This is a genomic window from Allocellulophaga tsushimaensis, assembly GCF_055383085.1.
In genome coordinates, this window is sequence record NZ_AP039451.1 from 585,879 (window position 1) to 600,419 (window position 14,541).

The 14,541-nt window shown below is 33.0% G+C and carries 10 protein-coding genes and 1 tRNA gene; 8 read left to right on the forward strand and 3 right to left on the reverse strand.

Annotation, left to right across the window (positions count from 1 at the left end):
- Positions 1-181: 181 nt before the first annotated feature.
- Positions 182-409, reverse strand: coding sequence for a hypothetical protein (locus ACZ451_RS02570; RefSeq protein WP_464215522.1), 228 nt, complete (start codon positions 407-409; stop codon positions 182-184).
- Between the two features lie 557 nt (positions 410-966).
- Between ACZ451_RS02570 and hsdR the strand changes: the two genes are divergently transcribed.
- From hsdR to ACZ451_RS02610, 8 genes are all read left to right on the forward strand, one after another.
- Entirely contained in the window at positions 967-3,351 is a 2,385-nt protein-coding gene (gene hsdR / locus ACZ451_RS02575; RefSeq protein ID WP_464215523.1) for an EcoAI/FtnUII family type I restriction enzme subunit R, read from the forward strand.
- A gap of 4 nt (positions 3,352-3,355) precedes the next feature.
- Positions 3,356-4,114 carry an abortive infection system antitoxin AbiGi family protein gene (locus tag ACZ451_RS02580; protein ID WP_464215525.1) on the forward strand — a complete coding sequence of 253 codons (759 nt, stop codon included), beginning with the start codon at positions 3,356-3,358 and terminating at the stop codon, positions 4,112-4,114.
- A gap of 4 nt (positions 4,115-4,118) precedes the next feature.
- Positions 4,119-5,546 carry an N-6 DNA methylase gene (locus tag ACZ451_RS02585; RefSeq protein WP_464215526.1) on the forward strand — a complete coding sequence of 476 codons (1,428 nt, stop codon included), beginning with the start codon at positions 4,119-4,121 and terminating at the stop codon, positions 5,544-5,546.
- A gap of 1 nt (position 5,547) precedes the next feature.
- Complete coding sequence (locus tag ACZ451_RS02590) at positions 5,548-7,857, forward strand: restriction endonuclease subunit S (protein ID WP_464215527.1); 2,310 nt, start codon at positions 5,548-5,550, stop codon at positions 7,855-7,857.
- Positions 7,858-7,860: 3 nt separating this feature from the next.
- Positions 7,861-9,621, forward strand: coding sequence for a hypothetical protein (locus tag ACZ451_RS02595; RefSeq protein WP_464215528.1), 1,761 nt, complete (start codon positions 7,861-7,863; stop codon positions 9,619-9,621).
- Position 9,622: 1 nt separating this feature from the next.
- Positions 9,623-10,522, forward strand: a complete 900-nt coding sequence (locus tag ACZ451_RS02600; RefSeq protein WP_464215529.1) for a hypothetical protein — start codon at positions 9,623-9,625, stop codon at positions 10,520-10,522.
- A 272-nt stretch (positions 10,523-10,794) separates the two neighbouring features.
- Positions 10,795-12,282: a DUF4831 family protein gene (locus ACZ451_RS02605; protein WP_464215530.1), complete on the forward strand. Its 1,488-nt coding sequence runs from the start codon at positions 10,795-10,797 to the stop codon at positions 12,280-12,282.
- A complete protein-coding gene (locus ACZ451_RS02610; RefSeq protein ID WP_464215531.1) occupies positions 12,272-13,153 on the forward strand; it encodes a serine protease in 882 nt (293 codons plus the stop codon). Before ACZ451_RS02605 ends, ACZ451_RS02610 begins: the two co-directional genes overlap by 11 nt.
- A gap of 151 nt (positions 13,154-13,304) precedes the next feature.
- Here ACZ451_RS02610 and ACZ451_RS02615 read toward each other — a convergent pair.
- Together ACZ451_RS02615 and ACZ451_RS02620 are read right to left on the reverse strand one after the other, a co-directional pair.
- Positions 13,305-13,378 (reverse strand) — tRNA-Asp (locus tag ACZ451_RS02615).
- 73 nt (positions 13,379-13,451) lie between these two features.
- Positions 13,452-14,381 (reverse strand): DUF58 domain-containing protein, encoded by a 930-nt coding sequence (locus ACZ451_RS02620; protein WP_464215532.1) that lies wholly within the window; start codon positions 14,379-14,381, stop codon positions 13,452-13,454.
- Positions 14,382-14,541 lie beyond the last annotated feature (160 nt).

Consider the following 14,541-nt stretch of genomic DNA (forward strand, 5'->3'; position numbering starts at 1 on the left):
TCTTCTTATGAGTTGAGCATTACACTTCTAGCCCAGTTATTTACAAGAAATTAAAACCATAAAATAGAAAGGATATCGTTTATTTAGAGTTTTTATTAAAAAATAAGTATGCGGTATAACTTGTTGTAAACAACCAAATCAAAGTAAGTATAACAATTATCCAATCTGTATTTTTCATCGTTTATTTAGACTTTAAAAATTTGAATTGGCCAGTAATTGCAACCACCTGTTTAACTAATGATTCATCGACTCCAGGTATAGGTTGTTCACATTTATCACAAAAAGCATAGTCTGGATCTTGTTTTTCTTCGCATTTGCAATAGTCAATATCTAAATTTGCTATATAATGAAACATCCGTAAATCCTCTTCAGAAAATTTAGTTTTATCCTCGTTAGATTGTTTGCTCATACCTAATCGTTTATTTGAATTTCTACTTAAATGTTTTAAAAAATCTTAGAAACTTCAAATTTAATATCTCCATTTCTGTTAGTTGTATAGTTTGAAAACAAAATATATAAAAAATTAACAAGTATAGATTTATATAATTCTGTAAATTATTTAAAATTAGAAAGAATAATCGTATTTTGTACATTCTGTATGTGTTTTTCTATCATAACTACAAAATGAAGCGCCTGAATAACTAGCACTAGAAAAACTTTCTTTAAGTAAGTACTATTTTAAAGTAATTATTATTCTTTCTTTTGATTGATATGCTTTTTACAATAGGCATTATCCCCCCTCCTGTTCTTTATCCCAAAACAAAGCTCCACGCCTACGCAATTTCTTCTTCCTTAATACATTAAGATATCTATATAAAGTAGCTTTTGATTTAATATCACATAGCTTACATATACGTTCACTTTTCTTATTAGATCTATTTTCTCTTACTCGTAAATTATTTTAAGAAAAAACTCACATGTTTTCGTATCTTTATTGCTTTTCCATTAAAAAGCTAACCAATCAGATTGAACAAAAAAGATCTTTCAGAATCAGATATATGTGCTAAATACATAACCCCAGCGATAAAGCAGTCAGGATGGGATGAGCTTACACAATTACGCCGCGAAGTATCATTTACCGATGGGCGTATAATAGTACAGGGGAAACTATACACAAGGGGTAAACGAAAACGTGCAGATTACATTCTGTACTACAAGCCTAATCAGCCTATCGCAATTATTGAAGCAAAAGATAATAAACACGCTGTAGGGCACGGAATGCAACAGGGGCTTGAGTATGCTGAAATTTTAGACATACCATTTGTTTTTACTTCTAATGGTGACGGTTTTTTATTTCATGACAAAACAATTTCTGAAGGGCAAGTTGAAACGGAACTTTCGCTTGAAGAATTCCCATCTCCTGAAGAACTTTGGGACAAATATTTAGTCTACAAAGGCTTAAAAGAACCTGAAGCAAAGCAACTCGTGGAGCAAGATTATCATATAGATGAAAGAGGAATGACACCTCGCTACTACCAGCAGAATGCTATAAACAGAACTATCGAGGCGGTTGCTAAAGGGCAAGAACGTATAATTCTTGTTATGGCAACAGGAACTGGTAAAACGTATACCGCCTTCAATATTATTTGGAGACTTTGGAAAGCTAAAAAATCACAACGCATATTATTTCTTGCTGATAGAAATGCATTATTGACTCAAACAAAAAATGGTGACTTCAAACCTTTTGGGAATGACATTATGCACATTATTAAAAACCGAAAGATTGATAAATCATATCAGATATATTTTGCTTTATATCAAGGCTTAACAGGGACAGATGATTCAAAAAATGTTTATAAAGATTTTTCAAAAGACTTTTTTGACCTTATAATCATAGATGAGTGTCATCGTGGAAGTGCATCGGAAGCTTCAGCATGGAGAGAAGTTTTAGATTACTTCAGTAGTGCTACTCAAATAGGTCTTACCGCTACACCTAAAGAGACCAAAGATGTTTCAAATATGGCTTACTTTGGAGAGCCAGTTTATACGTACTCCTTAAAACAAGGAATTGATGATGGATTTCTAGCACCATATAAAGTTGTTAGAATAACTACTACGGTGGATGAAGGTTGGAGACCTACAAGTGGTCTTAGGGATAAATACGGTAACGAAATAGAAGATAGAATTTACAACCTTAAAGACTACGATAGAACACTTGCAATAGATGAACGCACACAATTAGTAGCAAAAAAAATAACAGAATATTTAAAAGGTACTGACCGTTTTGCAAAGACTATTGTTTTCTGTACGGATATAGACCACGCAAATCGAATGCGTATTGCACTTATAAATGAAAACGCAGACCTAGTATCAAAACATCCTATGTATGTTGTAAAGATTACTGGAGATGATGAAGTTGGTAAACAAGAACTTGACAATTTCACCGATGTTGAAGAACGTTTTCCTGTAATAGCCACAACATCAAAAATGTTGACTACAGGTATTGATACTAAAATGGTTAAATGTATTGTTTTAGAGTCTAATATAGGTTCTATGACTGAGTTTAAACAGATTGTAGGTCGTGGTACTCGTATTCGTGAAGATGATGGTAAAGTCTATTTTACCATAATGGATTTCAGAAAGGCAACAAACTTATTTGCCGACCCAGATTTTGATGGTGACCCAGTACAAATTTATGAGCCAGAACCACACGAACCTCCGATTCCACCTGATGAAGAAGAAGACATTAATCCTGAAGGAGAAAATCCGAATCCAGATGAGGATGAACCAGATTACCCTGAAGGAGAAAGACCAGATGTAGACATTGACGAAGGTGATACAGAAGTTAGAAAATACTACGTAAACAATATAAAGGTTTCCGTAGCTAATGAACGAGTGCAGTATTATGGAAAGAACGGTAAACTTATTACAGAATCGCTTAAAGATTACACAAAAGAAAATATAAAAACACAGTTTGCGTCTTTGGATGATTTTATAGCTAAGTGGAGAAACACACCTAAAAAAGAAGAATTATTAGCAGAACTATCAGAACAAGGAATACTATATGAAGCTTTAAGAGAGGAAGTTGGCAAAGACATGGATGTATTTGACTTAATATGCCATGTTGCATTTGACCAACCAGCACTTACCAGAAAAGAGAGAGCTAACAACGTTAGAAAGCGCAACTATTTCGGAAAGTATAGTGACAAAGCAAAAGCGGTACTAGAAAAACTTCTTGAAAAGTACGAGAATGAAGGTGTAATAGCTATTGAAGATACAAGTGTACTAAAAGTGAAGCCTTTAATAGATATTGGTTCTCCTGTAGAGTTAGTAAGAGCTTTTGGAAAGAAGCCAGATTTTGATCGTGCTGTTGAGGAGCTGGGACAAGAAATTTACAATACAGGAGCTTAGTATTATGTCTAGTCTATATCCAACATCACTATTTCACTTCACAAGTAAACAAGCTCTTTATGCAATCTTGACTTCAACATTTAGAGTTTCTTACGCAAGAGAGAAGATTTATGCACCTAATTCAACTAGAGAATTTGCTGTTCCGATGGTTTCATTTTGCGATATAAAAATGGCTGATTTAAAATATTTTGTAGAAAAGGATTATGGCAATTTTGGAATAGGTTTAACTAAAGATTGGGCAAATAGAATGTCTTTAAATCCAGTAATGTATGTCAACCAACATTGTGATATTGCAGACCGTTTTAATGAAGGGCTAAGAAGTGTATACGCAACATTAGGGAATAAAGCAAATGAAATGAATTCAAAGAATCGTGGTTATCATAATTTGATGAACACTTATCGCTATATGAAAAATTATGAAGGAGATTTAATCCGAAATTCAGGGACTACTCCTAACTATCGTTTTGCAGATGAACGAGAATGGCGCTACGTTCCTGCTTTTGAAACCCCAAATGTCGAACCATTTGTTCCAATTTCTAGAATAGACACAAGAGCAAAGAAACGAGACTACAATGATAGAATAAATCACCTTAGACTCTCATTTCAGCCAGAGGATATTAAATATTTAATAGTTGAAAAGGACGAGGACATCCTAGAGCTAATTCAACACCTAAATGTAGCTAAGCAAAAATTTAATTCAGACACAAAAAAAAGACTTACCAGTAGAATTATAACATTAGAACAAATTATAAACGACTTTTAATTTAATGACCCAAATAACAACAAACATAAAATCCATCCGTGACATAATGCGTAAAGACGCGGGAGTTGATGGTGATGCACAGCGTATCTCTCAAATGGTGTGGATGCTTTTTTTAAAGATTTTTGCAGATAAAGAAGAAGAATGGGAACTGACAATAGACGACTATAAAAGCCCATTACCAGAGCGTTTAAAATGGTCTACTTGGGCAAGTGATGATGAAGGTTTGACTGGTGAAGATTTAATGGAGTTTATCAATAACGACCTTTTTCCAACGCTTAAAGACTTAAACGTGCAAAGTCCTCAAGCAAAAATTATTCGTTCTGTTTTTGAGGATACATACAATTACATGAAAAACGGAACACTCTTCCGTCAAGTCATAAACGTAATTGATGAAATAGATTTTAATGATAGTAATGAACGCCATCTGTTTAATGACCTTTATGAAACTATTTTAAAAGGCTTACAATCGGCAGGTTCTGCTGGAGAATATTACACACCAAGAGCCGTTACACAGTTTATGGTAGATATGATTAATCCACAACTCGGTGAAACCATTTTGGATATGGCAAGTGGTACAGGAGGCTTCTTAACGTGTAGTATTGAGCATATGCGAAAACAAGTGAATACACCGCAAGAACGTGACATCTTACAAAAATCTATACAAGGTATTGAGAAAAAACCACTACCACATTTGTTGTGTACAACAAACTTAATGTTACATGGGTTCGATTTACCTGCGGTAAGAAGAGATAACCTATTAACGCAACCTTACAGTGATTGGGGTAAAAAAGACCGTGTAGACGTTATCTTAATGAATCCACCTTTTGGGGGTACTGAAGAAGATGGCACAGAGACTAACTTCCCTAAAAAGTTTAGAACCAAAGAAACTGCCGACCTCTTTTTAGCATTAATAATCAAGAGACTTAAAGACGGTGGTCGTGCAGCAGTTGTATTACCTGATGGAACGTTGTTTGGCGATGGAGTTAAAACACGCCTAAAAGAAGAGTTGCTAGATAAATGTAATCTACACACCATAGTACGTTTACCAAATGGTGTATTCAATCCTTACACAAGTATTAAAACCAATCTGTTGTTTTTTGAAAAAGGAACACAAACTAAAGAAGTTTGGTATTATGAACACCAATACCCAGAAGGAGCTAAAAGTTATAATAAAACCAAACCTATCAATATTAAAGAATTTAATGCAGAAAAGGAATGGTGGAATAATCGTACAGAAAATGAATACGCTTGGAAAGTTTCTTTGGATGAAATAAAAAAACGTGATTACAATCTTGATATTAAAAATCCACATCAAGAAGCAGATACTTTAGAAAGCCCTGAAGTAATTCTAAAAAAATACAGAAATACAGAACAAAAGATTTCTAGCATACAAGACGAAATCATTAATGTGTTAACCGAAGCTTTAAAGTAATATGCAACTACTAAAACACTTTAAAGAACTAACCATTCGTCCTAAAAATGCTACAGAATTAAAAGGACTGATTTTACAATTGGCGATTCAAGGAAAATTAACATCTAATTGGAGATTACAAAATCCTTATGTAAAGTCTGCCTCAGAGCTTCTTGAAGAATTAAAAACTGAAAGGGAATTATTAATTCAAGAGAAAAAAATCAAGAATGAAAAGTCACTCTCCAAAGTTAAAATAGACGAGCAAATTTTAAGTCTTCCTAATGGTTGGGAAACAGTAAGACTTGGAGAAATTGGTGATTGGGGAGCAGGTTCAACACCATTACGTTCAAACTCATCTTTTTATGGAGGAGAAATAAATTGGTTTAAGTCTGGAGAGTTGAATAACTCTATTATGGATTATGAATCAAAAGAAAAAATCACTCAACTTGCTCTTGAAAAAACATCTGTAAGGCTTAACAATCCTGGAGATGTTTTAATTGCTATGTATGGAGCTACAATTGGAAAAACTGGAATATTAAATGTTACAGGAACAACTAATCAAGCTGTTTGCGCTTGCACCCCTTTTAGTTGTATAACTAGTTTGTTTTTACACTTATTATTAAAAGCTTTAAAAGACACATTTATTAATCAAGGTGAAGGTGGAGCACAACCAAATATATCGAGAGTAAAAATAAGAAATCAAGTTTTCGGACTTCCACCACTAGAAGAACAAAAAGAAATTGTAAGAGTTGTAGAAACTCTTTTTAAAGAAGTAGAACAATTAGAGCAGTTAACGCTAAAGCGTATTCAATTAAAGGAAGATTTTGTAACATCAGCATTAAATCAACTTGCTACTAAAAACGTAAAAGAAGAATGGGCTTTTTTACAAAACCATTTTAAAAGCTTCTTTAACGAAAGCACTAACATTAAAAATTTAAGAGAAACAGTTTTACAATTAGCTGTACAAGGAGAACTCACAGCAGATTGGCGAGCTAACAATCCCGATACAGAAGATGCCAATCAACTCTTAAAACGTATTCAAGAAGAGAAAGCAAAGCTCATTGCTGAGAAAAAAATAAAAAAGGAAAAAGCATTGCCATCAATTGCTAAAGATGAAATTCCTTATGATTTACCTGAAGGTTGGGTTTGGTGTAGGTTTCAACAAATTTTTGATATACGAGATGGAACGCACGACTCGCCTTCTTATATTATTGGAGAAAATACATATCCACTAGTCACTAGTAAAGATTTTAAAAATGGTAAAATTAGTTTTGAAAAGGCAAAGAGAATTTCAAAAGAAGACTATGATAAAATAAACTTACGCTCTTTAGTTGAAGAAGATGATATTTTATTTTCAATGATTGGTGGTAATCTTGGAAATCAAGTGATGGTAAAAGGTAATACTGATTTTGCGATTAAAAATGTTGCGTTATTTAAATATTACAAGAAATCTTTAAGTGTTCCTGATTATTTAAAAACTTTTAGCGAACATATAGCTTATGCTGTTCAAGAAAAAGCAAGTGGTGGAGCTCAACCATTCGTTTCTTTAACTTTTTTACGTCAAATGTTATTTCCACTTCCACCAATAGAAGAGCAAAAAGCCATTGCACAAAAAGTAAACGCTTTAATGGGTTTATGTGATAATTTAGAGAAAGAAGTACAACAAAGACAAGAACATAGTGCGCAGTTAATGCAGAGTGTTTTAAAAGAAGTTTTCGAGCCTAAGCAAGATATACTTAAAGAGCTTATTCCTGATATAGACAAATATGCTCAAGTGGCTATGGCTACTTTAAAAATGGAAAATACTTTTGGTTTTAAGCATGGTAAAGTAGAGAAACAAAAAACAGGATTCTTATTACAAGCTATTAAGAAACAGGCTATACCCTACACCTTTGAAAAATCTAATTTCGGCACATTCTCTTGGGAGCTTTCAAATGACCTCGACACCAATCCTTACCTACGAAAAACAAAGGCTGGGCAAGGCGAGGTTTATGAAGTAAAGGCAAGTAAACACCACGAAGTATTGAGTTTATTAAACGCCCCTGAAAACGCTTCTTTTGTTCAAGCGGTAGACGAACTCATTCAGGTGTACAAAATGCCGTTAATTAACGCCAAAACCGACCAAATCGAATTGCTGAACACGGTTTGTAAATCCATTCTCGATACACAGTCCATAGAATTAGAGACTATCTACGGCTACATGCAGTTTTGGACAATCAAACAAGAGGGGTTCAACACCAAGGCAGAGAAGTTTAAAAAACCTCAAACCAATAAGATGCTTCAATTGGTTTTGAAGCTTAGGTGGGAGAAAGAGCTAATTAATTCAAACTAATTTATGGTAAGTACTACTCTCACTAAAGCTAATTTCTTCAAATATTTAAAAGAAGACAAGTTTACGGGAGGAACGTATAAGGCAAACTACGAAGTAGTTATTGATGCAAGAATTGTTGACTGGGAATTTCGTCAAATAATGAACGTCACATTTCAAGAACTTGTAATAGTTAGGGGTGTTGATATAAAATCTGGGTTAATTTTTAAAGGATGCAACTTCAAAAAAGGAATTGCTTTCAATAAGGTTTCCTCAACAGGCTTTAACTCTGATTTTAATAGTTTAAATGCAAGTGTATTATTATCAGCTTGCCAAAGCACCTTTGTACAATTTGAAAGTAATTGTGATTTTGAAAGAGGCGTTAAAGTTGTAAACAACTGCGAAATAGAGCATTTCAAATTCTATCACTCTAGAATCAAAGGTGAGGGTGTTTTTATATCAGAGTCCAAAACTAAACACATAGAAATTGGTCAGTCTTCAAGTACTCTTCGTATATCAAATGTAAAAGTTAACGGCACAATAAGAGTATCAAGCTCTATTGGAAATATTTCTATAATTAAATCAACAATAATAGATTCTGTATATTTTTGGAATATTGAATGCCCAATTAGTTTCACATTAAATCATAATACATTTGAAGACACCTTTGATATAAGGGCTAGCAGAATCAAAGGGTTTTTCATCCATGGAGACACATTTAAAAGAAAAGCAGTCTTTGAAAACAGGGATGATTCTGATCAAAACATTATTACAAGTTTACACGAAATCTACATTGCACAAGCGGATTTTATTGAAGGTTTTGAATTTGACGGAATGAGCAAAGAGTTAGTCAGTTTGACACTTCCGTTGTCACCAAATTTTACTGGCGTACTTCGATTCATTGATTGGAAAATAAAAGAAACAAAGTTATCAGGGATAAACGAAGGGTTGAAATTAGTTTTCAAAAAGACAAGCTTTAAACGCTTGCTTTTTATTGATTTTTCCAACTCTGTCGATATTATATTTGATACTAGTGGCGCGGAGAACAAACTCTTTAAGGTCGCTAATGACCCTGACAGTTCTATTATAGCAAGCGACAGTAACTTTGGTCCCACGAGATTTAACGAGTTTGACTTTGACTCCTTCGATTTCATTAATATCATTAATGCTTCCTTCAGCGATATAATAGCAACAAATGTCAACTGGTTTTCAGACAATAAAATACAGATAGAATCGCCAGAAATAGAGTCTTCAAAAAACTTCAAACGAAAACGCGAACTCTACAGGCAAATAAAACAATCGCTACAGTCACAAGGTAATCAGATAGATAGTTTAACCTTCAGAGCGCGTGAAATGCGAGCTTACCGTAACGAACTAAAAGCCCAAGAAAAAGAAAACAATACTCAACTGGGCAAAAAATACAAATGGACTGACAAGCTAATAATGACAGTTAATCAGACAAACAACTACGGTTTAAGTTGGTGGAAACCTGTTTGGATTGCTGCTCTTATCACCTTAGTTTTTTACATCATCCAACTACCTCTTTTTGCTGACGAAATTCAATATTATCCGGCCAAGAATTGGGAAGAAGTTAAATTGACTCTATGTGCTTTTTGGAATCATTTTGAGGTGTATTGGCAGATGCTCAATCCAGCACGAAAGTTTCAAAGTGTTTATGGTGCAAACGGCAAGGCTTTGATCTACTTCTTAGATTTCTCGCATAGATTAATACTAGGTGTATTAATATTTCAAATAATAAAGGCTTTTAGAAGGCTAGGAAGTAAATAATATGAGTATACCAAAAAACATCAATAAGGAACATATCTTAAATGCTATCAAAGAAATAAATCAAAACGGCATTCCGAAAGAGGCTGAATCAACTAAATACGATATGATTTTTAAGGGTAAAAAGTATCCGCCAAAACTTGTTGTGAGTATAGCAAACAAGTTTGCCAATGGCATTGAGTTACCTCGTGAGAAATTCAGCGGTGGTTCTTCATGCAATAATTTTTTAAAACTGTTTGATTTTAGAATAGGGGGGAAAACTTCAAAAACCAAAATACACACTATGGATTTTTTTACAAATGATGAATTTGATTTATTAGAAAAAACAGCTAAAAAACCATGTGATCGATCACAACCAGATATTGAGGAGGCATACCAATATTTAAAAATTGCATACAGCAAAGTAAAGTATTGGGCAGATGAACTTCAAAAAAAGATATTCCCAAATGGACAGGTTAAAATCACTCAAAGACCTACCAATCAAGCCAATAAGTTTGATGGCTATTTGTGGGCTAAGATTTACCCTTCCAAAGAAGATTTAAAGGCCAAATGGCTTGCCCTAACCGTTGGAATAGATAGCTCCCGGAATTATGCGATTAAAATTGACACGGTTGGCTTAACAGATGACACTAATACAAGGAAAAAATATTTTGATGCTAGAGGGGATTACAATAACTCAAAAATTGTAATACAGCACCTGCAAAGCGCATTTTCTAACTGGAAAAACCTTCTAGAGCAAAGCGAAAAAGATATAGAGAGTTTGATGATACACTACCCATACATCAAATCTCTTAGAAAGAGTATCGAATTTTCAAAAGATAAACTCACAAACAAATCTAATGGCATGAAAAGAAACACTCCATTAAATCAAATCCTTTACGGGCCTGTGGCATGGCTTGGGTAAATGTACTTAAAGATGGGAAGTTGAATACTCACATTGGCGAGGATTTAAAATATACAATTCAAAAGACAATAGACAAATCATTACTTAGAGAAATTTAGATTTGTTTTTTTTAGATTTTTTCCTACATTTATATTCTCCTTTCTTACTTTTCACTTTATAACATTTTTTAATTAAACGCAATAGTGCTTGCGGAATTCCCCTCCAACATAAAGCCAAGTATATTGGCTAATCAAATTGTAAAACAAACTCAATAATTCATTAAACCAACCAATATGAAAAAATTATCTTTTATCCTCATTTTCTTAATCGCATGCAATATCAGTAGCCAATCAGTAGTCATTACTAAACAGAATGTATCTACCCCCATATCTGATCCAAATGGATTTTATTATGCTTTGCCAAATACTGTTTTACAAGTAAAAGTTAACGTAGAGAAAAAAAGCTGGGTTCCTGCTAAGGATGCATTTAAATTAGACAGCATCTTTAAAGGTATTATCTTACCAAAAAGAGTAGAAAATGATCAGAAAACAATTTATACTCCTAAGTCTCTTAGTTTAGGAACAAAGGCAGTTCCTGACAAAGGAAATATTTATAAGATAACTCTAAAGAAAAAATGGAATAAGAAAAATAAAATCGGACTTAAAATTTCCCAAAATGGATTAATACAAGGTGCTACTGTAAGTTCACAAAATCAAACGTTTAAAATACTTTCTTCGATTATAAGTGGTGTTGTAAAAGCCATAGCTGTTAATAGGAGCCAGCAAACTTATGAATCTTCTAAGCACGGAAAGGCGATTTTCGAGGAAATATCTCTTGATAATTTAAAGGATAAGACAACTTTAACCAAAGATAGGATAAAAAAGAAAATAACCGTTTTCCAAAATATTATCAATGAGAAAAAAAGAATAGATTCGTTACTAACTTTATACAAAAAAGCTCAAAATGATTTACGACTGAGGGTGAGTTTGAATAACGACTTTCCTAATGGTTTAGAAAAAACCAAATTCAGGCTTGAACAAATTGAGAAAGATATTACTTCTTTGAAAAAGCAAAGGAAATCCAAATTAGAAGAGTTTGTGAAAAATCTTGAACTATTGTTTGGAAAAGAGATTAAAAAAGAGGTTGTAACTATACATAATACTTCTAACAAATTCCCATTAGCGAGTACTCCAAATTCATTTTACTTTCAATTCCTTAAAAAAGGAAATGAACCAAGTATTATAGAAATTAAAAAGAATAAATTCGACGGAGGCGATGAAGACATCAAGGATGGTAAAACTAAAAAAGGAGAATGTAAATACTGCTATAAAATAGAATTTAAAGAATTCAATGGTAATTTTGGAGGCAATTTTACAAGTAAATCTATTATTGAAGGAGAAAATGGTGGACTTGCTTTCAAAATACCAGTAGCTTACAATGCCACATTACATGACAAAAAAGAAAAAGTAGGTGATTTTGCTTTTATAGCTGCAGGTCATATTGGTAGATTGTCGAGTAAGATAAATGTTGACAACATATTATTCTATGAAGAATTGGGCTGGTTTAAAGATATTAATGCTTCTGCTAATGGTTTAAATTCTGAAGATATAGACGCAATCAGCGGTTCATTTTCAAAAGCACTGGAAGCCGTTAAAGGAAAGTCAGAATATGACATTTTGAAAGAAGAGACTGACCTATTGGAATTACGTATTAAAAAACTTAAGTCGGAATCTGAAATACAAAGTTTAACTAAAGATGTTATTATAGAGGATGAAGAATAAACTCAATGGAAATTCTCTCTTATTTATGATACTTCTTGGCCAATTAATTTTTTCTCAAGAAAAAAAGACAGGAATAGATGAAGAAGAAACTTCGCACTCTCAAAATTTTCAAAAACTTTTCTATGAAGGAAAAGAAGTTTCTGAAGGGGAGTTTCCTTGGCAAGTAGCAATAAAAAAATATCGTAACAAAAAAGAAGTCTGGTGTGGTGGAGTTATATTAAGTGATAAGTGGATTATAACATCAGCGCACTGTTTTAATTACATTGAAGAAGGTGTAGAGGTACTAGAAGATTATGATGATTTTTATATCTATTCAGGTAGCGTTTCTCACAAGTCAAAAGGCAAAAAATCAAAAATCAAAAATTTAATCTATAAAGAAGGACATAATCCCAATACCTTTTATAATGATTTAGCTCTTTTGGAATTGAGAAAACCAATTGATTTGAGTAAAACAAATCGGAAAGCGATAAATATAGTCAGTACAAAAGAACTAGAACATGTTACTTCAGAAAATGTAAGTGAAGCTGTAGGGTGGGGAAATACTAAGAACAAAGAGAATCCAGAAATACTAAATAAAGTTTCATACCCCATTATAGATTACAATAAATGCAAACAATATAAAAACATGAAAGATGTTTTGAGAAATAAAATGCTATGCTATGGTATAGAAGGAATTAATGTTGCTTGTAAGGGTGATAGTGGAAGTGGAGTCTTTTACCAAGGTGGCCAAGAAACAAAACTAATAGGTTTAGTTACAACAGGAAGTAATTGCGAAGATGAGGATAGTCAAATTCAAGAATTTTCGATGATAACTAATTTGTTTGAATTTAGGCAATGGATTACTGATACTATTAATACAAAAAGCAATTAGCCATCATACTACCAAAGTCTTAATTAATTATTTTTAGTGTTAGCTTTCGTTGTTTATTTAAAAAGTGGGGAACATGAGGGGAAGAATCAAATCAATAAAAACAAAAATCCCTAGAAATCAACAAGATAACTAAGGATTTATTTTTAAAAAGCGGTCCGGACGGGACTCGAACCCGCGACCCCCTGCGTGACAGGCAGGTATTCTAACCAACTGAACTACCGAACCGTGGCGTTTAGCGGTTGCAAATATACACCGCTTATTGATATCCGCAAATAATTTTTAATAAAATTATGGCTTTTTAAAGAAATTTTTGACGCTCAACCATATAGGTATTTAAAACCTTAGAGAAATTAGCTTTTATATCTACTTCTACGTATTTAATTTTATACTGTGCACACTTTAACTTCAATACTTCTAAATAGGCTATAAGCTTACTTTCATATGCTTCTTTAATAGTATCCGCATACAAATCGATATGCTCACCAGTTTCCACATCTAAAAAACGTTTGGGCGTATTCTCAAAATTAAAATGCAATTCTTTATGTGCATCTAATAAATGAAATAAGACCACTTCGTGCTTATTATGTTTTAAGTGGCGCAAAGCATCAAATAATTTTTCATCGTCTGTAGCGGTTTGAAACATATCTGTAAATAAAAAGATAAGACTGCGTCTTTTTATTTTCTCTGCTATTAAATGCAAATAATCATAGGTTTGCGTTTGCTTAGCTGGCTTTGTATCTAAACTAATTTCAGCTAGTTTTGCCAATAGCATTTGATGATGCCTTTCACTTCCTTTTTCTGGAGCATAAAAATTATAACTATCCGAATATACACTTAAGCCCACTGCATCTCGCTGCCTTTTTAAAATATTCATAAGTGAAGCAATAGCTAATACCCCAAAACCAATCTTATTTAAATGGTCTATTCCTAAATTTTTAACTTCTGGGTAGTACATAGAAGCAGAGTTATCTAAGATCATATGACATCTTAAATTAGTCTCTTCTTCATATTTTTTGGTGTACAGTTTATCCGTTTTAGCATAGAGTTTCCAATCTATATGTTTGGTGCTTTCACCTGTATTATAAATTTTATGCTCTGCAAATTCTGCAGAAAAACCATGAAATGGGCTTTTATGTATCCCGCTAATAAAACCTTCTACAACCTGTTGCGCAAGGATTTCTAAATTTTGAAAAAGAGAAGCTTTATGGAGTTCGGACTGAATATTCATAAGACTAAGATAAGGAAGATATTAAAATAAACAACCTTGGAGCAAGCCAAGAGGTATTCATAAGGAAATAACTAAAAATAGTAAGACTAGCTTCGGCATATTTAAATCTCGATATTGCATAAATACCACTAGTACAAACCAAAATATTGGATATAAAAAA